Source organism: Mesorhizobium sp. M0518, from assembly GCF_040321125.1.
Classification (GTDB): Bacteria; Pseudomonadota; Alphaproteobacteria; order Rhizobiales; family Rhizobiaceae; genus Mesorhizobium.
Map to the genome: position 1 here is coordinate 1 of NZ_JAMYQY010000040.1, position 24,657 is coordinate 24,657.

Genomic DNA, 24,657 nt, shown 5'->3' on the forward strand with positions numbered 1-24,657 from the left:
TGGGCGCGTTTTGTTTAAAAACACACCGTCCCCCCCCTCCGCCCCCCCCACACCCACAACACCCTCACCAACGCTGCGCGCGGCTGGCCGGCGGCCATCTCCCCCGGGGCCCGGCCCCCCCCCCCCACCACTTTAGACCGGCTCCGGCTCCTCGAGAGCCTTCAAACGGGCGAGATTTGTGGCTGACCAGACTTCGACCGCGAACCAGTGGCCGGCAGATGCCGGCCCTTCCGATCTGATCTCTCCAGGCCGCAAGCGGCTCGGCTGGGCGCTGATGGCCGTTGCGACGCTTGGCCTGCTGGCGGTCATCGTGCTGGAAATCCTCTACAAGGGCAGCGCCGATACGATCGGCTTCGAGACCTGGCGCCCCGTCGTCTATGCCTATGTTCTGTGGGGCGTGGCGATCGGCGTCGGCCAGGTGCTGACGCGCGGCGAGGACGGCCAACGTGCCCTGTTCCTGCTGCCGGCGCTGCTGTTCACCATCGCCATGGTGATCTTCCCGACGCTGTTCGGATTCTACATCGCTCTCACCGACTGGAACCTCAGTTCCTTCAGTGGCCGCAAGTTCAACGGGCTCGACAATTTCTGGCAGATGCTGGCCGATCCCTACTACCGCAACGCGCTGTTCAACATGGTGCTCTATGTGCTGGCGGTGGCGGTCGAATATGTCATCGCCTTCGGCCTGGCGCTGCTCCTCAACGCCCAGATCCGGGCGCGAAAATTCTTCCGCGTCGTCTTCCTGATGCCGCTGATGCTGTCGCCGGTCGCCGTGTCGTGGATGATCGGCAAGTCGCTGATGGAATACCGGTTCGGACCGGCCGCAACGCTGGCGCGCCATCTCGGCTGGGAAAATCCGGCCTTCTTCTCCGACCCGATCATCGCGCGCATATCGATCATGATACTGGATGCCTGGACCTTCATTCCGTTCATGATGATCATGCTGCTGGCCGGGCTGCAGGCGATGTCGCGCGAGGTGCTCGAAGCCGCACGCGTCGACGGCGCCAGTGCGTGGCAGACCTTCTGGCAGGTCACTTTTCCGCTGATGCTGCCGGTGTCGGTGACGGCGGTGATCCTGCGCATCATCTTCAAGCTGAAGCTTGCCGACATCATCATCACGGTGACGTCGGGCGGCCCGGGCGGCGCCACCGATTCCGTGTCGAGCTTCATCTACCGCGAATATCGCGACCGTTCGAATGTCGGCTACGGAACCATGCTGGCGATGGCCTATCTGGTGATCATCGTCGTGTTCGTCACGTGGCTGTTGAAATTCGCCAATCGTTTTGTCCGAAATGTGAATTGAGCTGAGATGAGCGTTCAGACCACCGAATATGTCGCCTCAGAGATCCGCTCGCCGGCGAGCTTCCTCGCCAGCCGCGTCTTCATCTATGGGGCGCTGGCCTTCTGGGCGTTCATCTGCCTGTTCCCGATCTACTGGACGATCACGACCTCGTTCAAGACCGCGGTCGACGTCACCCAGGGCCATCTCATCCCCTTCGTCGACTTCCAGCCGGACTGGAAGGGCTGGCGCTCGCTCGGTCTGTCGCCGGACTCGATCTTCCAGACCTCGACGGTGCGCGAGGAGTTCCTCAAGCGCTTCATGAATTCGGTGATTACCTCGGTCGGCGCGTCGAGCCTCGCCATCGTCATCGGCAGCCTCGCCGCCTACGGGCTCACCCGCTATCGCTATCATTTCGCCTGGTTCAGGAACGAGGACATCTCGTTCTTCTTCCTGTCGCAGCTGATCCTGCCGCCGGTGGTGCTCGCACTGCCCTTCCTGGTGCTCTACCGCGAGGTCGGCCTGCTCGACACGCGCGTCGGGCTGATCCTGCTCTACACGCTGATGGTGCTGCCGATCGTCATCTGGATCATGCGCGACCAGTTCAACTCGATCCCGGTCGAGCTCGAGGAAGCAGCGCTTGTCGACGGGCTGTCGATCTGGGGCGCCTTCTTCCGCATCGTCATGCCGATCGCGCTGCCGGGCATGGTCGCCGCCTTCATCCTGGCGATGGTGCTGTGCTGGAACGAGTATTTCTTCGCCGCCCTTTTGACCTCGACCGACGCCAAGACCATCCCGGTCATGGTGGCAAGCCAGACCGGCTCGCAAGGCATCAACTGGTGGTCGATGGCGGCGCTCGCCACGGCGGCCATCGCGCCGCTCGCCGTCATCGGCATCGCGTTGGAGCGCTATCTGATCATGGGCATGACCGCGGGTGCGGTGAAGTAGGGCGAGTGGCGCCAGGCTCCATCACTTCGTCATCCTAGGGCGGAGCAAGGAGCGAAGCGACGCGGCGCAGACCCTAGGATCCATGCCGTGACATCGGCGCTCCGCCACGGTGAAGAAACTTTTGACGCGAGGAAAGGCCGCTGCGAACCGCTTCTATCCTGCGCCGCAGCGTTCGTTGGCTGCGGTCACGGCATGGATCCTAGGGTCTCCGCGACGTCGCTTCGCTCCTGCTTCGCCCTAGGATGACGAACTACCAAAGCCGCCCGACAATCTCGTAGCTAGCTCCTCAGAATCATCCGCAGGTGATCGAGGATCATAGCCACACCCTTCTGCCCAAGCTCAGCCGAAGCGTCCTTGGCGCTCGCCGTATACCAGCTCTTGTTGTCGTCGAAGTGACCGGCGTCCACCGCCTCCGGGCATAGCGCCAGCATCAGCGATGTCTCGCCGATGCCGGCATGGTCGAACGGGTACTTGCCGTTCATGTCAGCCGGCATCAGCGGATGAACCTGTACCCAGTTGAAGAAATTTTCACCCGCGGCGTGCCCGGAATAGTAGTCGGCCATCGCCTGCGACCCCCACCAGCCCTCGCCGCGTTCCTTTTCGAGAAAGCGGAAGATCGCCTGGCGACCGGCGGTCTTGAACGCCAGATCGGTCGGCATGCCGGCGGCGAAATTCTCGGTCTGGTGGTGGATGATGGCGTGGATGTTGCGAAAGCCGATGCGCAGCAGGCTGTAGAACAGCTCCTCGCCGAACGGCGCCAGCGCATTGCCGCCGACCTGCACCGAGCCGCTGCCTTCCGGCGGCGCCACCGCATAGCTTGCCGCGCCGTAGTAGAAGGATGGCAGGATGACGACGTCCTTCTCCTTTTCGAACAGTTCCAGCGTCTTGACGACGGCCAGCGTGTCCATGCCGACGGCCATGTGCTCGCCATGGTATTCGAGCACGCCAAGCGGCAGAGCGACCGGCCAATTCTCGGCGATCGCCCTGCGGATCTGGTGTGGCAGCATCAGTTCGTAGCGCATGATCTATTCCATGTTGGTGTGGCGGGCGCGCATTGCTTCAGGCGACGCGCCAATCAATTCCCTGAGCTTCAGCACCATCACCTCGAACAGCAGGAACAGTGCGCCTTCGAACACCGAGCCCATCGGCAGGACCGATGTTTTTTGCGCCCCCTGATCGTTGGCCATGGTCTGCGCGGGAATGAGCAGGGTGAAGTCGGCAAGCCTTGCCGCGCTGGCTTCGGCCTGGGCGGTCAACAGGAGATTGGTTGCACCTGCTTGGCGCGCGACCTGCATCAAGGTCAGCACGGTCGAGGTCTCTCCCGGCCCGGAACTGACCAGGAAGACATCGCCCTGCCCCAGCGGCGGTGTGTTCATGTCGGCGACCACGGAAACCGGTAGGCCCAAATGGTAGAGCCGCATGGCAAAACCCTTGACCTGCAAGGCCTCGCGGCCGCAGCCATAGACGACGATCTGTCGCGCGCCGGCCAGCATTTTGCAGGCGGCGTCGATCCGGCTTTCGTCGATGCGTGCCAGCACGCCGCCGAGCTCCTCAAGCGCGGTCTCGAACAGGCTTTTGCTCTTGTTGCTCACCGCAAACCTGCCATTGAAAATTACCCTGGGATTTGCCGCTCTTGCTGCTACGAACAGCTTGATTTCGTTCATGCTAGCAACCGCGAAAATGCGTGTCCAACGCGCAGCGATGCTTTTGCCGGACCACAGGCATGATAGTGTCATGTCAGACAAATCAAACGAGGCAAACGGCAGCATATGAAGACACGGCATTTCGACCGCATCGGCAATGGCGGCATCAGTTTCACCGAGCTCGGCTTCGGCACGGCGCCGCTCGGCAACCTCTACCGTGCCGTCTCCGACGAGGACGCCAACGCCACGCTGGAGGCCGCCTGGGCGACCGGCTGCCGCTACTACGACACCGCGCCGCTCTATGGGCTCGGCCTCTCGGAAACGCGGCTCAACCCGTTCCTGCGCGGCAAGAAGCGCGACGACTATGTGCTGTCGAGCAAGGTCGGCCGCATCATGCGTGCCTGCCCGCCCGAAGAGCGCACCGGCATCGGCAAATTCTTCGACACGCCGTCGCGCCGCGAGGTGTACGACTACAGCTATGACGGTGTCATGCGCTCATTCGAAGCCTCGCTTGAGCGCCTCGGCGTCGACCGGATCGACATCCTCTTCGTGCACGATGTCGACATCTTCACCCATGGCAGCAAGGAAGCCTCCGACCGGCGCCTCGAAGAGTTCATGCGCTCGGGCTATTACGGCTTGCTGTCGCTGCGCGACCAGGGCGTGATCAAGGCGTTCGGTGGCGGCATCAATGAGTGGCAGGTCGCGCAGACGCTGGCCGAGCGCGGCGACTTCGACCTGTTCCTGCTGGCCGGTCGCTATACGCTCTTGGAACAGGAGGCGCTGACGTCCTTCCTGCCGCTCTGCCAGGCACGCGGCATCGGCATCGTTCTCGGCGGCCCCTACAACTCCGGCATCCTGGCGACCGGACCGAAGCCCGGCGCCTACTACAACTACTCCGAAGCGCCGAAGGACATCCTCGACCGCGTCGCCGGCATCGAGAGCGTCTGCAAGCGCCATGGCGTGCGGCTGATCGAGGCCGCCCTGCAATTCCCGCTACTGCACCCTTCGGTCGTCTCAGTGGTCCCCGGTGGCCAGCGGCCGAGCGAAGTCGAGAGCAATCGCTCGCTGCTCGATGCGAAACTGCCCGCAGCCCTTTGGGCCGATCTCAAGAAGGAAGGCCTTATGCGCCCTGAAGCGCCGACCGCATAAGCCGGCCGCCGTCGCGTCAGCGTCTGGCACAAAAATGAAAAGCCGGGCAAGCCCGGCTTTTCTGGTCGTGTGTACGTGCGTAGGCCACGAAAATGAAAAGCCGGGCAAGCCCGGCTTTTCTGGTCTCTGAAAAGAAAAAGGCGCTTAGTTGACTGCGTCCTTGAGGCCTTTGCCGGCCGAGAACTTCGGCACGGTACGCGCCGGGATCTTCACTTCGGCGCCGGTCTGAGGATTGCGGCCGGTCGAGGCGGCACGCTTTGACACGGTGAAATTGCCAAAGCCGACAAGCCGGACATCGCCGCCCTTCTTCAGTTCGCCGGTGATGGTGGAAAATACCGCATCGACCGCCGACTGCGCGTCACCCTTCGAAATGCTCGCGGCGTCGGCGACAGCGGACACCAGTTCGTTCTTGTTCATAAAAATTCCCTTCCATGAGAACACCGGAACTATCGACTCATCCGGCAGGAAACGGACTGTAGAAAGAAGCGTTGCCGCAACCAAGCCGAAAAGGCAGGAAAAAAACGGAAAAAGCCCGGAAATGCTGGGTTTTTCACATGAAAAAGCCGGGCGCTAGGCCCGGCTCTCCGTTTGTGCGCTGCAACCTTGACGAAAACCAATGCATGGCCCTGAAAACCGTAGCCGGTTTTCGGCAGGGGCCATGCACAAGTCTGAGCGTTAGAGCGTCCTTTGTGCGTCCAGATGGACGCCCGGAGCTCTAATGCGCCAGGGATTTTCCAGCGTCGTCGGCACTGTCTGTCGCGGCCGGCGGATTGACCGGTTCGACCCATTCGATCGGCTCCGGCATACGCACCAGCGCGTGCCGCAACACCTCGCCGACACGTGAGACCGGAATGATCTCCATGCCGTTCTTCACATTGTCCGGAATCTCCGCCAGATCCTTGGCATTGTCTTCCGGGATCAGCACCTTCTTGATGCCGCCGCGCAGTGCGGCGAGCAGCTTCTCCTTGAGCCCGCCGATCGGCAAGATGCGGCCGCGAAGCGTTATCTCGCCGGTCATCGCCACATCCGCCCGGACCGGAATACCCGTCAGTACCGACACAATGGCTGTCGCCATGGCAGCACCTGCCGACGGGCCGTCCTTCGGCGTGGCGCCTTCCGGCAAGTGCACGTGGATGTCGCGCTTGTCGAACAGCGGCGGCTCGATGCCGAAATCGACGGCGCGCGAGCGGACATAGGAGGCCGCCGCCGAAATCGATTCCTTCATCACGTCGCGCAGGTTGCCGGTCACCGTCATGCGGCCTTTGCCGGGCATCATGACGCCTTCGACCGTCAGCAGTTCGCCGCCGACTTCCGTCCAGGCAAGACCTGTGACGACACCGACCTGATCGTCAGCCTCGACCTGGCCGAAGCGGTAGCGCTGCACACCAAGGTAATCGGAGAGGTTCTCCGCCGTGATGCTCACCGTCTTCTTCTTCGTCTTCAGGATTTCGGTCACCGCCTTGCGCCCGAGCTTCATCAGCTCGCGCTCCAGGCTCCTGACGCCCGCTTCACGGGTGTAGGTCTGGACGATGGCGCGGATCGCGTCCTCACCGACGGAAAACTCCTTCGGCTGCAGCGCATGATCGCGGATCACCTTCGGCATCAGGTGCCGCTTGGCGATCTCGATCTTCTCGTCCTCGGTGTAGCCGGCAATACGGATGATCTCCATGCGGTCCATCAAGGGCGCCGGGATGTTCAGCGTGTTCGCCGTCGTCACGAACATGACGCTCGACAGATCGTATTCGACCTCGAGGTAATGGTCCATGAACGTCGAGTTCTGTTCCGGATCGAGGACCTCGAGCAACGCCGATGACGGATCGCCACGGAAGTCCTGGCCCATCTTGTCGATCTCGTCGAGCAGGAAGAGCGGGTTGGACTTCTTGGCCTTCTTCATCGACTGGATGACCTTGCCGGGCATCGAGCCGATATAGGTGCGCCGGTGGCCACGGATCTCGGCCTCGTCACGCACGCCGCCAAGCGCCATGCGGATGAATTCGCGACCGGTCGCCTTGGCGATCGACTTGCCGAGCGAGGTCTTGCCGACGCCGGGAGGGCCGACGAGGCACAGGATCGGCCCCTTCAGCTTCTTCTGGCGGCTTTGCACGGCGAGATACTCGACAATGCGCTCCTTGACCTTGTCGAGGCCGAAATGATCGGTGTCGAGCACGTTCTGCGCAAAAGCCAAGTCCTGCTTGACCTTGGAGTTCTTGCCCCACGGAATCGACAGGATCCAGTCGAGATAGTTGCGCACGACGGTCGATTCAGCCGACATCGGCGACATCGTCCGGAGCTTCTTCAACTCGGCTTCCGCCTTTTCGCGGGCCTCCTTGGAGAGCTTGGTCTTCTTGATGCGCGCCTCGATCTCGGCGGCCTCGTCGCGGCCGTCCTCACCTTCGCCGAGTTCCTTCTGGATCGCCTTCATCTGCTCGTTGAGGTAGTATTCGCGCTGCGTCTTCTCCATCTGGCGCTTGACGCGCGAGCGGATGCGCTTCTCCACCTGCAGGACGGAGATTTCGGCTTCCATGAAGCCCATAGCCTTTTCCAGCCGCTCCTTGACCGAGAGCGTGGCCAGCATTTCCTGCTTCTCAGGGATCTTGATGGCGAGATGCGAGGCAACCGTGTCGGCGAGCTTGGAATAGTCGTCGATCTGGCTGGCAGCACCCACCACTTCGGGCGAGATCTTCTTGTTCAGCTTGACGTAGTTCTCGAAGTCGGTGACGACCGAACGCGCCAGCGCCTCAACCTCGACCTCTTCCTCTTCCGGCTCGACCAGCGCCGCGGCGCGGGCCTCGTGGAAGTCGGGACGGTCGGTGAACGAGACGATTTTCGCACGCGAAGCGCCTTCGACCAGAACCTTGACGGTGCCGTCGGGCAGCTTGAGCAATTGCAGCACATTGGCGAGCGTGCCGATGTCGAAGATGGCATCGGGCTCGGGATCGTCGTCGGCGGCATTCATCTGGGTGGCAAGCAGGATCTGCTTTTCCTGACCCATCACCTCTTCCAGCGCCTTGATCGACTTCTCACGCCCGACGAAGAGCGGCACGATCATGTGCGGGAACACCACGATGTCGCGCAGTGGGAGAACTGCGAAGACGCCGTCGCTGGGTGCCTTGGATACTTTGGCCATTGTCCAACCTTTCATGTCGCGGCTGCCAATCAGCCAACCGCGAATCTTATATTAACGACCGGGGATCGTTCCGCCTACCACCGTTTGTGACGGGAGTTTTACAGCACAGAAATCGGGCACCTCGGCCTTCTCCAGTTAGTTGGATGCACGACCCCCAAAGATCAAGGGGCGCGTCCAAATCCGCACTTCCAACCCGTCCGCGAGTGACACATTTGCGACGCCAAGCCGTACGCCGCGCAAAACCCCTGCGCGACAGCAAAACGGCGCCTTGCGGCGCCGTTCCAGAATTTCGCTGCGGGCTCATGTCAGGCGCTGACATTGCCCTTCTTTTCCTTCTGCTCGGAGTAGATGTAGAGCGGCCGGGCACTGCCGGTCACCACCTCCTCCGAAATCACCACTTCGCGCACGCCTTCGAGCGCGGGAAGCTCGAACATCGTGTCGAGCAGGATCGCCTCCATGATCGAACGCAGGCCGCGCGCGCCGGTCTTGCGCTCGATGGCGCGCTTGGCGATCGCCGAAAGAGCGTTCTCGTGGAAGGTCAGGTCGACATTCTCCATCTCGAACAGCCGCTGATACTGCTTGACCAGCGCGTTCTTCGGCTCGGTCAGGATCTGGATCAGCGCCGGTTCGTCGAGGTCTTCCAGCGTCGCCAGAACCGGCAGACGGCCGACAAATTCGGGGATAAGACCGAACTTCAACAGATCCTCGGGCTCGACCAGGCGGAAGACATCGCCAGTGCGGCGATCCTCCGGCGAAGCGACGACCGCGCCGAAGCCGATCGAGGTCTTCCGGCCGCGATCCGAGATGATCTTGTCCAGCCCGGCGAAGGCGCCGCCGCAGATGAACAGGATGTTGGCCGTATCGACCTGCAGAAACTCCTGCTGGGGGTGCTTCCTGCCGCCTTGCGGCGGCACCGAGGCGACGGTGCCTTCCATGATCTTCAGAAGCGCCTGCTGCACGCCCTCGCCCGACACGTCGCGGGTGATCGAGGGATTGTCCGACTTGCGCGAAATCTTGTCGATCTCGTCGATGTAGACGATGCCGCGCTGGGCCCGCTCGACATTGTAGTCGGCCGATTGCAACAGCTTCAGGATGATGTTCTCGACGTCCTCGCCGACATAGCCGGCTTCGGTCAGCGTCGTCGCATCAGCCATGGTGAAGGGCACGTCGATGATGCGGGCCAGCGTCTGCGCGAGCAGCGTCTTGCCGCAACCGGTCGGGCCGATCAAAAGGATGTTGGACTTTGCCAGTTCGACATCGTTGTTCTTGCCGGCATGCGCGAGGCGCTTGTAGTGGTTGTGGACCGCCACCGACAGCACGCGCTTGGCATAGGGCTGACCGATGACATAATCGTCGAGAACCTTGAGGATCTCCTGCGGTGTCGGCACGCCTTCGCGCGACTTCACCATCGAGGTCTTGTTCTCCTCACGGATGATGTCCATGCAGAGTTCGACGCACTCGTCGCAGATGAAGACCGTCGGACCGGCGATCAGCTTGCGCACTTCGTGCTGGCTTTTGCCGCAAAACGAGCAGTAAAGCGTGTTCTTGGAATCGCCGCTGTTGTTGCCGACCTTGCTCATTTTCATGTCCTTTCATGGCCGCCCGCCGATGGTCTGGCTGAAAGGGCGCATACTCTATCTATCGCGGGAATCCGCCGCCGCCAGTGTGTTCCGGCTCCCGCAACGCATTCCGTACGAAACACAAATCAGAAAACGTGGCAATGATTCGCGACAACCCCGCATAAAGCTAAGCCGCCGAAACTCAACATAGCCTTAACGTAGGCAATCCTGTCCCCCGAGGGAACAGCCAATTGTGGCCGAAATGCCGCAAGACACACCAAAAGCGCGTGATGCCGCCATCCAACTGCCAATAAGCCCTTATGCCACAGCGCCTTCAGGCGGCTCGCGCGACGAAATGACCTTGTCGATGAGGCCGAAATCCCTGGCTTCGTCAGCGGTCATGAAATGGTCGCGGTCGAGCGTCTTCTCGATCTCTTCGTAGCTCTTGCCGGTGTGCTTGACGTAGACCTCGTTGAGGCGACGCTTCAGCTTGATGATATCCAGGGCATGGCGCTCGATGTCGGACGCCTGGCCCTGGAAGCCGCCGGAAGGCTGGTGAACCATGATGCGGGCGTTCGGCGTGGCAAAGCGCATATCCTTGTGGCCGGCGGTCAGGAGCAGCGAACCCATCGAAGCCGCCTGGCCGATGCAGAGCGTCGACACGGCCGGCTTGATGAACTGCATGGTGTCGTAGATCGCCATGCCGGAGGTGACGACGCCGCCCGGCGAATTGATGTAGAGGTTGATTTCCTTCTTCGGATTCTCGGCTTCGAGGAACAAAAGCTGCGCGCAGACCAGCGTCGCCATGCCGTCCTCGACCGGACCGGTGATGAAAATGATGCGCTCCTTGAGGAGACGCGAGAAAATGTCGTAGGCCCGCTCGCCGCGATTGGTCTGTTCGACCACCATCGGAACGAGGTTCATGTAGGTTTCGACGGGGTTCTTCATCAGTTGTCTCTTATCTCGCGGTGGGATTCCGGCGCCGGGAATGCTGGCGGATCGGGCAGAATCGGTTCTGGATCGTTATTCCGTAAATAGGATGCCGGCTCATCCTTGTGCAAGGCCGACCCCTCCTAGCCATCTGGGTAAGTCGAATCAAGCTTTCTGACCAAGGATTCGCGGCGGCGGATGCTTCCGCGGGTCCGGAGCCGCATGGCCGGCCGCGCAAGGTAGCAGTTTCTTAACCGCGTCACTTAACGAAATGCGCCGAAACCGCTTTTCTCCGAAACGGCTTCCTCTACAATTCAACGTTGAACTTATGCGTGGAGTTCAACAGGGGAGTGTCATGTCCGGGAAGACCGCATGCTTCACCATTGCCGGGCTGACCATGCTCGGCACGATTTCGCAGACAGCGGCCGGCGGCCGGGCCGTCGAATGCTATGAACCTGTCCGCAGTCCGGCCGTCTACGACACGGTCTAGGAAGACGTGCTGATCAGCCCGCCCGGCCAGCAGGTCGACTATACGCCCGCCATCTACGGTACCCGCGAGCGCGTCGTGATGACCGTTCCGGCGCAAGTGACCTACCAGATCGTGCCGGCCGTCACCCGCACCGTCTACCGCACGGTCCGGGTCGATGGCGGCGGCTACTCCTGGGAATGGCGCGTCATCCATGGTCGCAAGGTGCTGTGCAGGGTATGGCACAAGGCGCGCTACGAACGTGTTGCCAAAACCGTGGTGGTCCAGCCCGAACGCACGCGGCGCGTCGTCATTCCCGCACAATACGACAGAATCGCCCAGGAGGTGCTGGTGCGGCCGGGGCAAAGGCGCGTCATCGATGTGCCCGCCTCCTACCAGACCGTCGCGCGCCGCGTGCTGGTTCGCGAAGGTTCATCGGGCTGGCGGCGGGTGCATATTCCCAGGCATTGCCAGGATTAGCGAGCATAGCGTAACCTGCGTCGCAGCGGATCTCCGTAGGGCTGAGGGCATGCGCGACCTGGAAATTTCCAATCAGGAATTGTCAGACCTTGCCGAAGAAGCCTTGGCGCTTGCCAAAGGTTACTGGGCCTCCCTCGAGGAACGTCGGACGTATCCCACGACCAGCGGCAAACAGACGACCGAACTGTTCTCGCGGCCTTGGCAGGAGAGCGGCCGCGGACGGGAAGCCTTGCAGGATTTCAAGTCGATCGCGGAGCATGTGCGGCCTTCAACCGGCAGATTCTTCGGTTATGTCGTCGGCTCCGGCGAACCGGTCGGCGCGCTGGGGGAGCTGCTGGCTGCGGTGCTCAATCAGAATGTGACGTCGTGGCGGTCGGCTCCGGCTGCGACATCGATCGAACGCGCCGTGGTCGGGTGGTTGGCGGAGGCTGTCGGTTGCCCCGGATTTACAGGCAGCCTGTGCGGCGGCGGCTCGACGGCGAACCTCATGGCCCTGGGGATGGCGCGGGAAGCGAAGCTGCCAGCCAACGAAACAGGCGTACGGCCCTGCGTGATCTATGCTTCCGAGCAAGTGCACATGTCCATTCCAAAGGCCGTCGCGCTGTTGGGGATCGGTAGAAAAAATCTCCGTTTGATCCCTGTCGACGACAAATTCAGGATGCGGACGGATGCCCTCCAGGCGGCTATCGCCGTCGACCGCGAGGCCGGAAACATGCCCATCGCCATCGTGGCCACGGTCGGCACCATCATCTCCGGTGCGATCGATCCCCTTCCCGAGATTGCAGACATCGCCCGGAGGGAGGCGCTGTGGATGCACGTCGACGGTGCCTACGGAGGGCTGGCGGCTCTTGCGGCGCCGGAAAAGTTCCAAGGGTTGTCTTCGGCGGATTCGCTGTCACTGGATGCGCACAAATGGCTCTATCAGCCACTCGATTGCGGCTGCCTGCTCTATCGTCACCCGGACATTGCGCGAAAGACTTTTTCGCACAGCGACGACTACGTCAGGATACTGAGCGATGACCCTACGGAAGCATTTGCGTTCTTTGAGGAGTCGATCGAACTCTCTCGACGCTTCCGTGCGCTGAAGCTCTGGATGTCGCTGCAGTATCACGGACGCCGTGCCTATCGCGAAGCCATCGCCCGCGATCTCAACCATGCCCAGATGTTGGCGCAGGCAATCGCGTCGCAGCCGGAGTTGGAACAGCTTGCACCCGTATCGCTAAGCGCAGTCTGTTTCCGCCACCGCTCAAAGAACAATGAAGCGATCCTGCGCCGCGTGATCGCGCGCGGCCGGGTGTATCTGTCGAATGCGACGATCAACGGCCATTTCGCGCTGCGCGCGTGTTTCGTCAATCACCGAACGACCCCAGATGACGTGCAGGCGATTGTGTCCGAAGTCATTGCCGCCGCAGACGAAATCATCGCTGAGTGAGTCTTCAACCTGGCGGCGTTCAGGCCACTTCCGCCCGCAGCCATGTCTTCAGGCCGGCGATGTCGCCGTCGCCCACCGCGGCCGCAACGCGCCGGCCGACCGCAGCGCCGAATTTGTAGCCATGGCCGGAGCAGGCCGAGACGATCAGGCATTTTCCTCGCTCGTGAGCGAAGAACTTCTCATCTTCGGTGAAGGTGTAGGCGCAGGTGACCACCTCGGTCACCCTGTATTCCTCGATGCGCGCGATCGGCGGCGAAAACAGGTTGCGGATCGCCTCGCCCTCGCCCGCCACCGGCTGACGGTTCCAATCGGCGTCGCTGGTCGGCACCCTGTGCAGCCCGGACCCGAATTTCATGCCGGCGCCGCCGGAGGGCGGGATCACATAGCCGTCGATCGCGCCGCCGACATCGAGGACAACCGGTGCCACCCGCCAGGCGGCCTTGAGGTCGGCCGGCGGTTCGACATAGGCGAGTGCGGTTCGATAGGTCTTCAGCTCGCCGTCCAGTTCCGGAAACAGTTTCAGCACCCAGGCGCCGGCGGCGACAACGATACGGTCGGCCTGCATCGTCTCGCCGCTTTCGAGCACGATGTGGCCGGCTTCGGCGTCGACTTCGATGACCTTGCTGTTTTCGTAGACATTGGCGCCGTTGGCGCGCAGCCAGTTTGCCATGCCGGAGGCTATCTTGCGGCAATGCAGGGCGCCGCCTTCGGTCGAGAAATAGGCGTAGCGAAACGAGCCGGCTTCGAGAAACGGCCAGCGTTTCACTGCTGCATCGGGCTCCAGCAATTCGAACGGAAAATTGCCTTCTTCCAGGCCCTCGCGATATTCCTCGGCCTCGTCGCCCGGTTCGCGCGAAACGCAGACAAATCCGCGCGCATCAAGATGGCTTTCGCCGAGATCGGCCCACATCTCGTCCCAGGCCTGGTAGGCTTCGGTGATCAGCCGGCCATAGCCGGTCCCCGCGCGGTAAGCGCGGCGGATGATGCGATGATGGTCGCCCGACGCGGCCATCGGGTTTGGGATCGGCCCTTGCTCGACGATCGAAACGCTGTGGCCGGCCTTGACCAGCGACCACGCCGTGGAGAGACCGGCAATGCCCGCGCCGACAACGATCACATTCATCAAATCAGACTTTCCGCAGCCGGTCGGCTGGCTCAACGTATTCGATTGCGGGCGCCAACATACGGTCTGGAACCAGGCTGGCAAGCCGCGCTATTGGTCTGGCATGAGCAAATTGACGCCACCCGCCCTGGTCTTTGATCCAGCCACTCGACGCCTGCGGCTCGACCCGCACGAGCCGGCCTTTTTTCAAAACCCTTATGATGCCTATGCTTTCCTGCATGGCGTATCGAATGCATTCTTCTGGGAAGAATTCGGCTTCTGGTGCTTTGGCGGCTTCGACGACGTCAACCGGCTGCTGCGCGACCGCCGCTTCGGCCGCCAGAACCCGGCCGGCATTCCAGACAGCCGCGGCATTGGACAGGACCGCAGCCATCTCAGGGCCTTCGACGGGCTCGAAGCCAATTCGATGCTGGAACTGGAGCCGCCGGTGCACACGCGTCTGAGAACACTGGTCAACCGCGCCTTCGTCTCGCGCCAGGTCGAAAGGCTGCGGCCGCGTGTCGAGGCCTTGGCCAACGACCTGATCGACCGTTTCGAACCAGGCAAGACGGTCGACCTGTTGCCTGCTTTCGCGGCGCCCTTGCCGATCACCATCATTGCCGAAATGCTCGGCGTGCCGGTCGAAATGGGGCCGCAACTGCTCGACTGGTCGCACCAGATGGTTGCCATGTATATGCATGGCCGCACCCGCGAAATCGAAGAGACGGCCAACCGCGCCGCGCGCGAATTTGCGGATTTCCTCCGTGGCTACGTCACCGAACGACGCAGGAATCCCGGCGACGACCTTTTGTCGCTGCTGATCTCGGCGCAGGAGGATGGCCAAAAGCTGTCGGAGGACGAGATGGTGTCCTCGGCGATCCTGCTGCTCAATGCCGGCCATGAAGCGACCGTGCACCAGACCGGCAATGCCGTCCGCTCGATCCTTGCGCAAGGGGGCGATGTCAGCCGCTTCTTCGGCTCGCCCGAGACGACCGCGGCAACGGTCGAGGAATGCCTGCGGTTCGACGCGCCGCTGCACATGTTCACGCGCTACGCCTATCAGGAGATCGAAGTCTCGCCCGGCATCGTCGTGCAGCCGGGGCAGACGATCGGGCTGCTGCTTGGCATGGCCAATCATGACCCGCGCGCCTTCGCCGATCCCCTCGCTTTCCGGCCCGACCGTGCCGACCAGAAGAACGTCTCCTTCGGCGCCGGCATTCATTTCTGCATCGGCGCGCCGCTCGCCCGGCTCGAATTGCAGGTGTCGCTGAAAACCTTGTTCGAACGGCATCCGAAGCTGCATCTTGCTGAAGAGGCGCGGTTCCGCGACACTTACCACTTCCATGGGCTGGAAACGCTCGCCGTCGGCTTTTGACGATCGCGAACCTGGGGCTGCCTCAGCCAGTTTCCGGCAAAATAGGACGGCGACGCTTTGCCTGACATGACCGAGTTGAAATTCGCCTTCCTGGAAGAACCGCCATTTTGCTTCACCGGCGCATCGGGCGAGGTCTCAGGCTGTGACGTCGAGCTTGCGCGCAGGCTCGGTGACATGCTCGGATTGGCGAGCTTTAAGCCGATCGAAACCGAATTCGCTGAGCTGCTGCCTGGGCTGGTCGAGGGCCGTTGGACCATGACGACCGGCCTGTTCGTCTCCGAAGAGCGCAGGCAGCTTGTCGACTTCACTCGGCCGATATGGGCGTTGCAGGATGGGTTGCTGGTCGCGGCGGACAATCCGTGCGGCTTTCGCGGCTACCAATCCATTGCCGAGGACCGGACCGCGTTGATTGGGGTCATAACCGATCAGGTTCAGCATCTTACGGCATTGCACAACGGAATAGCGCCTGGGCAGATCAGGATGTTTGCAACGCAGGCGGATGCGGCGGACGCAGTGGCCAACGGCGTCGTGCACGCCTATGCCAGCGTCGCCATGGCGCATCGAGGCTATCTGACCCGGCGGCCCGAAATGCGGCTTGGACTTGTCGAGGTTCCCCCGGTTGAAAAGCAGCCGTCGGCCGGTGCCTTCGCGATCGCCAAAGGCAATTCAGCCCTGCTCCGGCGCGTCGATGCTTGCCTCGATGAATTGGTGGGCAGCGACTGGCACCGACAGATGATGGCGCGATACGGATTCTCGGACAGCGATATCGATCGCATCGTTTGATCCGCGCATCTTTTGTTGTTCGACCATGATCTTTACCCGAAAACCGGCCTCCACTTTTCGGGATCATGGTCTACAGCTTGATCACATACTCCTTGCGAGTCGTCTCAAGCACTTCCCAGCTGCCTTTGAAGCCGGGCCTCAGCACGAAGCTGTCGCCGGCCTTGACGGTGCGTGCCTGCCCGCCGTCTTCCGCGATCACCGAAACGCCAGACAGGATGTGGCAGAACTCCCACTCGTCATAGACGATGCGCCATTTGCCCGGGGTCGATTCCCAGATGCCGGCGTAGAGGCCGCCGTCGCGCTCCTCGACATTCCAGGTGCGGAATTTGGGATCGCCCGAGATCAGCCGGTCCGGTGCCGGCGCGCCCTGTTCGGCGTCGACAGTGTCGACGCCGATGGCAAGAATTTTTGACTCGCTCATGATCGGTCAGACCTTGGCAAGCGCCTGTTCGAGGTCGGCGACGATGTCGTTAACGTCCTCGATGCCGATCGAAAGCCGCACCGTGTCCGGTCCTGCGCCGGCCTTGACCTTCTGCTCGTCGGAAAGCTGGCGGTGCGTGGTCGAGGCCGGGTGGATGACCAGCGACTTGGTGTCGCCGACATTGGCCAGGTGCGAGAACAGTTCGAGCGCCTCGACGAATTTGACGCCGGCGTCATAGCCGCCCTTGAGAGCGAAGGTGAACACGGCGCCGGCGCCAAGTGGTGAGTATTTCTTCTGCAGCGCGTTGTTCTTGTCGCTGGGCAGGCCGGGATAGTTCACCGAGGCAACCTTGGGGTGGTTGGACAGCCAGGCAGCAACCGTCACGGCGTTGTCGCAGTGGCGCTGCATGCGCAGCGGCAGGGTTTCCAGGCCGGTCAGGATGAGGAAGGCGTTGAACGGCGAGATCGCCGGGCCGAGATCGCGCAGGCCGAGCACACGCGCGGCAATGGCGAAAGCGAAATTGCCGAAGGTTTCGTGCAGGACGAGGCCGCCATATTCGGGGCGCGGTTCCGACAGCATCGGATATTTGCCCGACTTCGACCAATCGAAGGTGCCGCCATCGACGATGGCGCCGCCGATCGAATTGCCGTGACCGCCGATGAATTTGGTCAGCGAATGGACGACGATGTCGGCACCATGCTCAATCGGCCGGATCAGGTAGGGCGAGGCCAGCGTGTTGTCGACGATCAACGGCAGGCCGTGCTTGCGTGCGATGTCGGCGATCTTCTCGATATCGACGAAGGTGCCGCCCGGATTGGCCAGGCTCTCGATGAAGAGAGCCTTGGTCCTGTCGTCGATCTGGCTTTCGAAGGTCGAGATGTCGTTGGTGTCGGCCCAGCGCACCTCCCAGCCGTAATTCTTGAAGGCATGGCCGAACTGGTTGATCGAACCGCCATAGAGCTTGTTGGCGGCAACAAAATTGTCGCCAGGCTGCATCAGATTGTGGAACACGATCACCTGCGCGGCATGGCCGGAGGCGACCGCAAGAGCCGCCGTGCCGCCTTCGAGGGCCGCCATGCGCTCTTCCAGCACCGCCTGGGTGGGGTTCATGATGCGGGTATAGATGTTGCCGAAAGCCTTCAGTCCGAACAGTGAGGCGGCATGGTCGGCATCGTCGAAGACGAAGGAGGTCGTCTGGTAGATCGGCGTGGCGCGAGCGCCGGTCGCCGGGTCGGGCTTGGCGCCGGCATGGACGGCGAGCGTGTTGAAACCTGGCGTGCGGGTCACTGAAAACCTCCCTGAAAAACCTTCTGAAATTCGCCGGGCATTCTTGGCGAAGCCCGGCCTCGAATGCAAAGAAGAAAATACCCTTCCGTGCAGGACCTTCTATCAAGCGGCAGGAAAATACGGCGTTTGCCGGAATAATTTTGCGCTTTCGCCCCTCGCCTATTTCTGGCGGACGCCAAAACTCTGGAAGCCAGAGCGCATCAGCGGCTTCTTCGACGACAGCACGCCGGAATTGACGCCGGTCCAGCCGATCTCGCCGGACAGCTTGCCATATTCGATTTTGGGGCAGCGGTTCATCACCACCTTGATGCCCGCGGCCTCGGCGCGCGCGGCTGCCTCGTCATGGCGCACGCCAAGCTGCATCCAGATGACTTTCGGCAGGGGATCGAGCCGCAACACCTCGTCGACGATGCCGGGCACTGCCGCCGGCGCGCGAAAAATGTCGACCATGTCGACCGGCTCCGGAATATCGGCGAGCCTGGCATAGGTCATCCGACCGAGTATCTCCTTGCCGGCCTGGCCGGGATTGATCGGGAACACCGAAAAGCCCTTGGCCAGCAGATATTTCAGCACGAAATAGCTTGGCCGCACATCATTGGCGGACGCGCCGACCATGGCGACGGTCTTCACCGAATTGAGGATGCCGGCGATGTAGGTGTTGTCGTAGCTATCGTGGATCATGCCTCGTCCTCATACAACGCCTCGTCGAGAAAGCCATCCGGGTCATTGCTAAAGTCGCGCAGCATGCGGAAGTGGTCCGTGTCGCGAAAGTCGGCGGGTTCCAGCCCGAACCGGCTGATGCGGAACAGCCGCGCGCCGGGACAGGCCATCAGCAGCGGCGAATGCGTCGCCATGATCACTTGCGCGGTGCCCGACTGGTCCATGCGCCGCAGCATCTTGAGCAGTTCGATCTGGCGCGTCGGGGACAGTGCGCTCTCGGGTTCATCGAGGATGTAGATGCCTTGCCTGCGGCAGCGCTCCTCGAAAAATCGGATAAAGCCCTCGCCATGCGACCAGGACAGGAAGTCCGGCGGCGCCCCGCCAGACTCCAGCGCTGCCTGATCGAGATAGCGGGCCACGGAGTAGAAGGATTCGGCACGAAAGAACCAGCCGGCGGTGACTTTCGGCAGCCAGTGACCGCGGAATGTGTTGGCCAATGCAGCACCACTCTTGTCGATGGCGCTGGAATGGTCCACCGGCCGATAGCCCTTGCCGCCGCCGGCCTCATCATAGCCGGCCAACGCGCCGATCGCCTCGAGCAGCGTCGATTTGCCGGTGCCGTTCTCGCCGACAATGATGGTGATCGGCGTGGTGAATTCGAGCTCGAACTCATGGCCGCGAAACAGCGGCAGGTTCCAGGGATATTTTTCCCAATCCTCGACCCGCGCGGGATCAAGCAGGATACGCTTGAGGTAGGGAGCTTTGAGCCGCGTCAGCTGCTTGCGATGGGCCATCAGCCGGGGAGCGAAATCGTGCCGTCTTCCGCGATCGGAAAGGCCGGATTGTGCGCCACTTCCCAGACATGCCCGTCGGCGTCGGCGAAGTAGCCGTACCAGCCGCCCCAAAAGGCCCGGCCGGCCGGCTTGACGATGCGGCCGCCGGCTTTTTGCGCCCTGGCGAGCACGTCGTCGACTTCGGCGTCGGAGCGGGTGTTGTAGGCGAGGTAGACCGCCGATGGCGCCGCGGCGAAGGCAATGCCGGAATCCTCTTCTGCGCTGGCACGTGGGAACAGGCCAAGAATGACGCCGCCCATCTGGAAGAAGGCGACACCGTCGGTGATACCGGCATGCCGCTTCAAGCCCATCGCCTCGTAGAAGCGCACCGCACGGTCGAGATCGTCGGTAGCAATGGTGATGATGGAGATGCGCGGTTCCATGACGTTCTCCTTACTCGTCCTTCCATTCCGGCTTGCGCTTGCCGATGAAGGCACCGATGCCCTCCTCCGCGTCGCGTGCCAGCATGTTCTCAACCATGATCCGGCCCGTATAGGCATAGGCGTCCGCCAGGCCCATCTCGGCCTGCGCGTAAAAAGCCTCCTTGCCGGTCTTGACCACCAAAGATGATTTGGAAGCAATGGTTTGCGCGTATTTGGTGACAATCTGATTCAGATATTCGCGCGGCACGACACGGTTGACCAGGCCGAATTCCTTGGCGGTCGCCGCATCGATCGTCTCGCCGGTCAGCAGCATCTCCATCGCATGCTTGCGCGAGACATTGCGCGACAGCGCCACCATCGGCGTCGAGCAGAACAGGCCGATGTTGACGCCCGGCGTGCAGAAAGTCGCCTCATGCGAAGCGATCGCCAGGTCGCAGCTGGCGACCAGCTGCAGCCCGGCGGCGGTGGCCAGGCCGTCGACTTCGGCGATGACAGGCAAGGGATGGCGCACGATGGCCTGCATCAGCGTCGCACAAGCGGCAAACGTCTCCGCGAAGAAGGCCTTGCCATGATCGGCGTCAGTGCGGCGCGCCGTCATTTCCTTGAGATCATGGCCGGCGCAGAACACCTTGCCGGCTGCCGACAAAACGATCACGCGAGCCGCCTTATCGGCCTTGGCGCGCTCGAGTTCGGCCGTCAGCGCCGCCATCACCGCCAGCGACAGGGCGTTGGCGGGCGGATTGGTGAGTGTGAGGCGCAGCACGCCCTTGTCCAGTCGTGCAACAACCGGACCCTCAACGGCGGCAGGCTTGATGGCAAGGATTTCGGCCATGGATAAGGTCTCCGCGATTCCGCTGGGGCTGCCAGAGTATCTAATACCGGATCAGGTTTCGTCCAACACCGATCGCTTGCACCAGGGGACGAAGATTGTCAGAAATGCCGCGCCGCGCCCATACAGGTGGGCCAAAAACGAGAGACCGACATGCCCGCCCAAACCAATTTGAAGCCGGTGCTGACCGCGCAACAAGTCAATGCGCTGATGGAGACCGTCTATCCGCAGCTCAATGAGCAGTTCAAATATTTCGAGGCGATCGACGTGTTCCCCGGCGGCTGCACCGTGCGGCTCAACGCCGGCGAGCGGCACTTGCGTCCGGGCGGCACCGTATCCGGCCCTTCGCTGTTCACGCTGGCCGACATTGGCGGCTACGTCTGCGTGCTCAGCCATGCCGGGCCGGATGCGCTTTCCGTTACCGTCAACCTCGACATCAATTTCGTGCGCAAGGCCGAAGCCGGACCGATCGATGGCCATTGCCGCATCCTGAAGCTGGGAAAAAGCCTGATGGTGTTCGATATCGACATCGTCGCCGGCCCGGACGGACACACGGTGGCGCACGCCACCGGCACCTATTCGATCCCGCCAAAGCGAAATGGCGATGTGGTAAAATAATACCTTTCACCTAAACTATTGTTTTTGCACTACTTTACCTGCTATCGACCGTTTCGTGCACCTTGACGCCACAAACACCCTCGCCTATAAGCCCGTCACGAAGCAGCGGCCCGCAAAGGCCGCCGCTTTGTTATTGGCGGCGGGCAGCGTCCTTCCGACAATCCAAGCAACAAGAAACGCCTTCTCTTATGAAGGTCAGAACCGAGAGCAGAAAACATGACAACCTTTTCGCAGAAGCCTGCGGATGTGGTGAAGAAGTGGATCCTGATCGACGCCGAAGGTCTCGTCGTCGGTCGTCTGGCCACTGTCATCGCCAATCATCTTCGCGGCAAGCACAAGCCGACCTTCACCCCGCATGTCGACGACGGCGACAACGTCATCGTCATCAATGCCGACAAGGTGGTGTTCACCGGCAAGAAGTTCACCGACAAGGTCTATTACTGGCACACCGGCCACCCAGGCGGCATCAAGGAGCGCACCGCGCGCCAGCTGCTCGAGGGTCGTTTCCCCGAGCGTGTCGTCGAGAAGGCCGTTGAGCGCATGGTCCCGCGTGGCCCGCTCGGCCGTCGCCAGATGAAGAACCTGCGCGTCTATGCAGGTGCCGAGCATCCGCATGTCGCCCAGCAGCCCGTCGTGCTCGACGTGGCCAAGCTGAACGCCAAGAACAAGAAGGTCGCATAAGATGGCTGAGCTTTCCTCGCTCGCAGAACTGGGCGCCGCCACCGGCAACACCAACACCCAGCCGGCGGCCCCCGTCCATGTCCAGAAGCTCGACAAGTCGGGCCGCGCCTATGCCACCGGCAAGCGCAAGAACGCCATTGCGCGCGTCTGGGTGAAGCCGGGTTCCGGCAAGATCATCGTCAACGACAAGGAATTCGCGACCTATTTCGCGCGTCCTGTCCTGCAGATGATCCTCAACCAGCCGATCATCGCCTCCAACCGCGCCGGGCAGTACGACATCGTCGCGACAGTTGTCGGCGGCGGTCTCTCCGGCCAGGCTGGCGCCGTGCGTCACGGTATCTCCAAGGCGCTGACCTACTACGAGCCGACGCTGCGCGCCGTGCTCAAGAAGGGCGGCTTTCTGACCCGCGACAGCCGCGTCGTCGAGCGCAAGAAGTACGGCAAGGCGAAGGCCCGTCGTTCGTTCCAGTTCTCGAAGCGCTAAACGCTCCGCAGCTTCAGACCATCGAAAGGCCGCCTCCGGGCGGCCTTTTTGTTTGCGGCTCGGCAGTCACCCCATCCGCGCCTGCGGCGCGACCTCCCCCCGATGGGCAGGTCGGCGCGTAGTGCCGGTGGGGTGATGGCGCCGTCACAAAACAGGTCAGGCCTTGCCGCCCTTGATATAGTCGATGAACGCCCGCAGCGGGGCCGGAACCAGGCGCCGGCCGGGATAATAGAGGAACGGTCCGGGAAAACTCGGCCACCACGGTTCGAGAATGGGCTCAAGCGCGCCGCTTTCGAAGTAAGGGCGAAGCCAGCCCTCGAAGAGGCCGATGATGCCGGTGCCCGCGATGGCCGTATCGACGGCAAGATCGGTCGCGCCGCCGATGCGCACGATCAGCGGCCCTGTCGGATCGACCCGCACCACCTCACCGTCGCGCTCGAACTCCCAGGGCAGCATCGCACCGCTGGCAAAGCGCCCGCGCACGCAAGAGTGGCCAAGCAGGTCGCTCGGGTGTTGCGGTCGCCCATGGCGAGCAAGATAGGCAGGGCTGGCGGCGGTGGCGAAGCGCTGCACGCGCGGTCCGATCGGCACCGCGATCATGTCCTGCTCCAGCCGCTCGTCATAGCGGATGCCAGCGTCACACCCGGCCGCCAGCACATCGACAAAGTTCTCATCGGCGATCACTTCCAGGCGGATGCCGGGATAGGCGGCGAGGAAACCCGGCACGATATCGGGCAAGATCAACCGCGCGGCGCTGACCGGCACATTGAGACGCAGCGAGCCCGCCGGCCTGTCGCGAAAGCCGTTCACCACGTCCAGCGCCGCCTCCACCTCCGACAGCGCAGGGCCAAGCCGCTCCAGCAGGCTGAGGCCCGCCTCGGTCGGGACAACGCTGCGCGTCGTGCGGTTGAACAGCCTGACACCGAGCTGCACTTCCAGGCGACGCACCGCCTCACTCAAGCCGGAGGCGCTGCCGCCGCTCGCACGCGCGCCATCGCGAAAACCGCCGGCGCGCGCCACCGCCACGAAGGCGTTCAGATCGCTGAGGTCCATCATTGTTCGCCATTCCGCACGGCCTGTGTGGATTGTACCGGATTATCACGAGGTTGGGCAGCGCCTATCTCTGCCTCCTCAAAGGAGATCAATCATGTCCAACATCCAACAATCCGGCACCTTCAAGCTCGGCAGTCATACCGTGAAGCGGCTCGGCTACGGCGCCATGCAACTCGCCGGTCCCGGCGTTTTCGGACCGCCTAGGGACCATGACACGGCATTGGCCGTGCTGCGCGAGGCGATTGCGCAAGGCATCGACCATATCGATACCAGCGACTTCTACGGTCCGCACGTCACCAACCTTTTGATCCGCGAAGCACTGGCACCTTACCCTGACGATCTCGTCATCGTCACCAAGATCGGCGCCCGGCGCGGCGCGGATGGATCGTGGTTGCCGGCCTTTTCTGCCGAAGCGCTGACCCAGGCGATGCATGACAATCTCAGCAATCTCGGGCTCGATGTGCTCGACGTCGTCAACCTACGCATCATGTTCGATACCCATGGTCCAGCCGAGGGATCGATCGAAGCGCCGCTCACCGTGCTGGCCGAGCTTCAACAACAGGGCCTGGTCAGGCACATAGGATTGAGCAACGTGACGCCGGCCCAGATCGCGCAAGGACGCGGGATCGCCGAGATCGTCTGCGTGCAGAACCAGTACAATCTTGCGCATCGCGGCGACGACGCCCTGATCGACGACCTTGCCCGCGACGGCATCGCCTATGTGCCGTTCTTCCCGCTCGGCGGCTTCAACCCGCTGCAATCCTCCACCCTGTCGGAAATCGCGGCGCGCCTCGGCGCCACGCCAATGCAGGTTGCGCTCGCCTGGCTGCTGCGCCGCTCGCCCAACATCCTGCTGATTCCCGGCACATCGTCGGTCGGACATTTGCGGGAAAACCTCGCTGCTGCCGAACTCAAGCTTTCGGACGATGTGCTGGGGGAGTTGGATGGGATGGCTAAGGCGGCCTGAGGCTAGCCAATCTCCCCCCTTGTGGGCCCGTTGCGTTATTAAGTTATAGTGGCAAGGAGGGAGGGTCAGGCCAATGTGGGGTGCCTTGCGGCTCGGGTTTGAGGCCGGATTGGCTGGGGTTTGACGGGTTCGGCGGATTTCGGGCGCAATGCGACCCTGTATTAGGTCGCC

The 24,657-nt window shown here is 62.3% G+C and carries 24 protein-coding genes and 1 pseudogene; 11 read left to right on the top strand and 14 right to left on the bottom strand.

All coding sequences use genetic code 11. The features are described from left to right. The first annotated feature begins 178 nt into the window (after positions 1–178). Positions 179–1,300, top strand: coding sequence for a carbohydrate ABC transporter permease (locus NKI66_RS31605; protein WP_023810292.1), 1,122 nt, complete (start codon positions 179–181; stop codon positions 1,298–1,300). A 6-nt stretch (positions 1,301–1,306) separates the two neighbouring features. Continuing rightward, positions 1,307–2,224, top strand: a complete 918-nt coding sequence (locus tag NKI66_RS31610; RefSeq protein ID WP_023810291.1) for a carbohydrate ABC transporter permease — start codon at positions 1,307–1,309, stop codon at positions 2,222–2,224. Positions 2,225–2,502: 278 nt separating this feature from the next. Here the strand turns inward: NKI66_RS31610 and NKI66_RS31615 are convergent, their stop codons facing one another. Both NKI66_RS31615 and NKI66_RS31620 read right to left on the bottom strand, forming a co-directional pair. Then, entirely contained in the window at positions 2,503–3,246 is a 744-nt protein-coding gene (locus tag NKI66_RS31615) for a creatininase family protein (protein WP_023810290.1), read from the bottom strand. Positions 3,247–3,249: 3 nt separating this feature from the next. Continuing rightward, positions 3,250–3,888, bottom strand: a complete 639-nt coding sequence (locus tag NKI66_RS31620; protein WP_502900170.1) for an SIS domain-containing protein — start codon at positions 3,886–3,888, stop codon at positions 3,250–3,252. 105 nt (positions 3,889–3,993) lie between these two features. Here NKI66_RS31620 and NKI66_RS31625 point away from each other — a divergent pair, with 105 nt between their 5' ends. Further along, positions 3,994–5,016: an aldo/keto reductase gene (locus NKI66_RS31625; RefSeq protein ID WP_023810288.1), complete on the top strand. Its 1,023-nt coding sequence runs from the start codon at positions 3,994–3,996 to the stop codon at positions 5,014–5,016. Positions 5,017–5,160: 144 nt separating this feature from the next. Here NKI66_RS31625 and hupB read toward each other — a convergent pair whose 3' ends face one another. From hupB to NKI66_RS31645, 4 genes are all read right to left on the bottom strand, one after another. Beyond that, positions 5,161–5,433 carry a DNA-binding protein HupB gene (hupB, locus tag NKI66_RS31630; protein ID WP_023810287.1) on the bottom strand — a complete coding sequence of 91 codons (273 nt, stop codon included), beginning with the start codon at positions 5,431–5,433 and terminating at the stop codon, positions 5,161–5,163. 298 nt (positions 5,434–5,731) lie between these two features. After that, complete coding sequence (lon, locus tag NKI66_RS31635; RefSeq protein ID WP_023810286.1) at positions 5,732–8,143, bottom strand: endopeptidase La; 2,412 nt, start codon at positions 8,141–8,143, stop codon at positions 5,732–5,734. 305 nt (positions 8,144–8,448) lie between these two features. Further along, entirely contained in the window at positions 8,449–9,723 is a 1,275-nt protein-coding gene (gene clpX, locus NKI66_RS31640; protein WP_013532190.1) for an ATP-dependent Clp protease ATP-binding subunit ClpX, read from the bottom strand. A gap of 297 nt (positions 9,724–10,020) precedes the next feature. Beyond that, the gene (locus NKI66_RS31645; RefSeq protein WP_023810285.1) at positions 10,021–10,650 is read right to left on the bottom strand and encodes an ATP-dependent Clp protease proteolytic subunit; all 630 of its coding nucleotides are present in this window, start codon (positions 10,648–10,650) and stop codon (positions 10,021–10,023) included. Positions 10,651–10,987: 337 nt separating this feature from the next. On the opposite strand from NKI66_RS31645, the pseudogene NKI66_RS31650 reads away from it, so the two are divergent. Together NKI66_RS31650 and NKI66_RS31655 are read left to right on the top strand one after the other, a co-directional pair. Then, a pseudogene (locus NKI66_RS31650) lies at positions 10,988–11,578 on the top strand (hypothetical protein). 49 nt (positions 11,579–11,627) lie between these two features. Beyond that, on the top strand, positions 11,628–13,010 hold the full coding sequence (locus NKI66_RS31655) for a pyridoxal phosphate-dependent decarboxylase family protein (RefSeq protein ID WP_352753961.1): 1,383 nt from the start codon (positions 11,628–11,630) through the stop codon (positions 13,008–13,010). A 19-nt stretch (positions 13,011–13,029) separates the two neighbouring features. On the opposite strand, the gene NKI66_RS31660 is transcribed toward NKI66_RS31655, so the two are convergent. Further along, complete coding sequence (locus tag NKI66_RS31660; RefSeq protein ID WP_128305447.1) at positions 13,030–14,133, bottom strand: NAD(P)/FAD-dependent oxidoreductase; 1,104 nt, start codon at positions 14,131–14,133, stop codon at positions 13,030–13,032. 103 nt (positions 14,134–14,236) lie between these two features. Between NKI66_RS31660 and NKI66_RS31665 the strand changes: the two genes are divergently transcribed. Together NKI66_RS31665 and NKI66_RS31670 are read left to right on the top strand one after the other, a co-directional pair. Continuing rightward, entirely contained in the window at positions 14,237–15,487 is a 1,251-nt protein-coding gene (locus tag NKI66_RS31665; RefSeq protein WP_128305470.1) for a cytochrome P450, read from the top strand. A gap of 66 nt (positions 15,488–15,553) precedes the next feature. Next, a complete protein-coding gene (locus NKI66_RS31670) occupies positions 15,554–16,270 on the top strand; it encodes a transporter substrate-binding domain-containing protein (RefSeq protein ID WP_128305471.1) in 717 nt (238 codons plus the stop codon). Between the two features lie 70 nt (positions 16,271–16,340). Here the strand turns inward: NKI66_RS31670 and NKI66_RS31675 are convergent, their stop codons facing one another. The 6 genes from NKI66_RS31675 to NKI66_RS31700 all read right to left on the bottom strand — a co-directional run bounded on the left by NKI66_RS31675 (position 16,341) and on the right by NKI66_RS31700 (position 20,686). Continuing rightward, complete coding sequence (locus tag NKI66_RS31675; protein ID WP_128305448.1) at positions 16,341–16,691, bottom strand: cupin domain-containing protein; 351 nt, start codon at positions 16,689–16,691, stop codon at positions 16,341–16,343. A gap of 6 nt (positions 16,692–16,697) precedes the next feature. Then, positions 16,698–17,978, bottom strand: coding sequence for an O-acetylhomoserine aminocarboxypropyltransferase (locus tag NKI66_RS31680; protein WP_352632496.1), 1,281 nt, complete (start codon positions 17,976–17,978; stop codon positions 16,698–16,700). Positions 17,979–18,137: 159 nt separating this feature from the next. Then, on the bottom strand, positions 18,138–18,659 hold the full coding sequence (locus NKI66_RS31685) for a CoA-binding protein (protein ID WP_023810278.1): 522 nt from the start codon (positions 18,657–18,659) through the stop codon (positions 18,138–18,140). Then, positions 18,656–19,432 carry an AAA family ATPase gene (locus NKI66_RS31690; RefSeq protein ID WP_352632498.1) on the bottom strand — a complete coding sequence of 259 codons (777 nt, stop codon included), beginning with the start codon at positions 19,430–19,432 and terminating at the stop codon, positions 18,656–18,658. Before NKI66_RS31690 ends, NKI66_RS31685 begins: the two co-directional genes overlap by 4 nt. Continuing rightward, complete coding sequence (locus NKI66_RS31695) at positions 19,432–19,854, bottom strand: VOC family protein (protein ID WP_023810276.1); 423 nt, start codon at positions 19,852–19,854, stop codon at positions 19,432–19,434. The genes NKI66_RS31690 and NKI66_RS31695 overlap by 1 nt, the downstream gene beginning before the upstream one ends. Positions 19,855–19,864: 10 nt before the next feature. After that, positions 19,865–20,686, bottom strand: coding sequence for an enoyl-CoA hydratase (locus tag NKI66_RS31700; RefSeq protein WP_352632500.1), 822 nt, complete (start codon positions 20,684–20,686; stop codon positions 19,865–19,867). Between the two features lie 150 nt (positions 20,687–20,836). On the opposite strand from NKI66_RS31700, the gene NKI66_RS31705 reads away from it, so the two are divergent. The 3 genes from NKI66_RS31705 (at position 20,837) to rpsI (ending at position 22,466) form a co-directional block, all read left to right on the top strand. Further along, entirely contained in the window at positions 20,837–21,301 is a 465-nt protein-coding gene (locus NKI66_RS31705) for a PaaI family thioesterase (RefSeq protein WP_027162402.1), read from the top strand. A gap of 216 nt (positions 21,302–21,517) precedes the next feature. Continuing rightward, entirely contained in the window at positions 21,518–21,982 is a 465-nt protein-coding gene (rplM, locus tag NKI66_RS31710; RefSeq protein WP_013532205.1) for a 50S ribosomal protein L13, read from the top strand. A gap of 1 nt (position 21,983) precedes the next feature. Then, positions 21,984–22,466 carry a 30S ribosomal protein S9 gene (gene rpsI / locus NKI66_RS31715; protein ID WP_023810272.1) on the top strand — a complete coding sequence of 161 codons (483 nt, stop codon included), beginning with the start codon at positions 21,984–21,986 and terminating at the stop codon, positions 22,464–22,466. A 156-nt stretch (positions 22,467–22,622) separates the two neighbouring features. Here rpsI and NKI66_RS31720 read toward each other — a convergent pair whose 3' ends face one another. Continuing rightward, complete coding sequence (locus tag NKI66_RS31720) at positions 22,623–23,522, bottom strand: LysR family transcriptional regulator (protein WP_023810271.1); 900 nt, start codon at positions 23,520–23,522, stop codon at positions 22,623–22,625. A 91-nt stretch (positions 23,523–23,613) separates the two neighbouring features. Between NKI66_RS31720 and NKI66_RS31725 the strand changes: the two genes are divergently transcribed. Further along, entirely contained in the window at positions 23,614–24,486 is an 873-nt protein-coding gene (locus tag NKI66_RS31725; RefSeq protein ID WP_128305454.1) for an aldo/keto reductase family oxidoreductase, read from the top strand. Positions 24,487–24,657 lie beyond the last annotated feature (171 nt).